Here is a 1,760-nt window from a genome sequence, read left to right as displayed (position 1 = left end):
ACTATCATGTGGTGTTATTTATTGATGAAGAAAAAGCGAAGCAGTGGACAATGACTGACGTACTTGTGCGTTGGCACCGCATACACAAAGGCACGTTACTGACCAAACAATATTGCAACGGTGACCGCTTAGCTCAACCCTTACTTGATGAGGTTAATGCAACCGCAGAGGTCTATCGAAAGCGCCTGATGAAAATCAGTTGGTTTATGGGGTATATTAATGAAAGTATTGCAAGAACGGCTAACCAAGAAGATAACTGCACCGGTAGGTTTTGGGAAGGACGCTTTAAATCCCAAGCGTTATTAGATGAAGCAGCGTTAGCGTCTTGTATGGCCTATGTTGATTTAAACCCTATTCGAGCCAATATCGCAAAGACACCAGAGAAAATTAACAAGACACTCATCTTTAATTATTTAAGAAGTACCATCAAATAACCTAGGGTACTTCTTATTGATGAAAACCTAAAAACCTAAAATTTTATTAGCTAGTTGAAGTAAATCTGGCGCACTGTAATCCGCTTTTTCGACTAACTCGAACTGAAACATACCTGGACGTTCTATAAATCCGGTTTGCATTCCAGCTTTAGCTGCTCCAGCAACATCCCAACCATGTGCAGCAATCAACATCGCGTCACCAGCCTCAACATTCATTTGCTTTAAAGCCCACTCGTAAACACGTAAATCAGGCTTAAAAATTTGTAATTCTTGGACTGTTAATGCGCCATCAAAATATTCGGTTAATTTAGCGTTCTTAAGTTGACTGGCAATACCTGCATCTGACGAATTAGTGAGAGTGACCAATTTTATGCCACTATCTTTAAACTTCTTTAAACCAGCAATAACATCAAGGTGTGGTTGTAAGTCTCTAAATGGCGTTTTAATTGCTAAGGTTGCTTCTTCTTTTGTCAAAAAAATATCATTTTGCTTTGCAACTAATTGTAATGCAGCAATGCCTATTTCGCCAAAGTGATGGTAATCATTAATTGCATTAGTGACTAAAGAATAGTGCAACATAGTAGTAAACCAACTAGCTACTAAATCATCTCGTCCTTTTAAGGCAACTGTCACAGACTTAGCCACATTACCTAAATCAAGTAGGGTTTCATTCACATCAAAAAAGATAACGCTAGGTAAGGTACTGTGCATCTTATGAAATGTCTCTACCTCTTTCGCGATAGAGGTTATAGACAAAAATACAGAAAATAATAATACGTAAAGTTTTAATTTCATTTAAACACCTGTTAAATAATATAACCGTAACTATATGGATTACATTCATATAGTAAATAGACAGCGAGTAATTATTCATTTGAACCTTGTCATTTTTTTGCTAAAAAATAATAGGGCCATTAAAAACTTGCTATATTGTGATTTCGATGGATATAGGCAACTATGACCATAGAAGACTTCAAAAATTTTTATACTGTGAGCAGGGCTCACAAACTTATCCATTATCCTCATCAGAACTCATTGAGTTATAGATAAAACTCAAAATTAATATACGTTAGGCTAATAAGACCGTAATGAATTTTTTTTATTTCATATATAAAAAATTAAATTTAAAACAATGTATTGAAAGTTATTTTGTTAGTTTTCGGAGTTAATGAGGTTTATTGCTATCTAACAAAAAATCAACAGACACTCATCCTAAATTGAACAAGTTTTCCCTTTGTACTACGCTAAAGTAATCAAGCTACTTTATCTTAGGTGAGTTATGGCCACGCCAAGGAAGCAACAAATCAGTTTAGTAGACACACCTTA

The 1,760-nt window shown here is 35.3% G+C and carries 1 protein-coding gene and 1 pseudogene; one reads left to right on the top strand and one right to left on the bottom strand.

Translation table 11 applies throughout. The annotated features are described in order from the left end of the window. Window positions 1–8 precede the first annotated feature (8 nt). A pseudogene (locus H4J69_RS19530) lies at window positions 9–404 on the top strand (transposase); the annotation flags it as partial. A gap of 57 nt (window positions 405–461) precedes the next feature. Here H4J69_RS19530 and H4J69_RS19525 read toward each other — a convergent pair. Then, complete coding sequence (locus H4J69_RS19525) at window positions 462–1,229, bottom strand: haloacid dehalogenase type II (protein ID WP_259367781.1); 768 nt, start codon at window positions 1,227–1,229, stop codon at window positions 462–464. Window positions 1,230–1,760: the final 531 nt, after the last annotated feature.

This window comes from Colwellia sp. BRX10-9 (genome assembly GCF_014077405.1).
Lineage (GTDB): Bacteria > Pseudomonadota > Gammaproteobacteria > Enterobacterales > Alteromonadaceae > Colwellia_A.
This window is presented reverse-complemented; position numbering and strand designations above follow the sequence as displayed.

What these genes read in the sequence shown, in the direction of transcription:
- H4J69_RS19525 (WP_259367781.1), bottom strand. Translation starts at nt 1,229, where the DNA reads ATGAAATTAAAACTTTACGTATTATTATTTTCTGTATTTTTGTCTATA.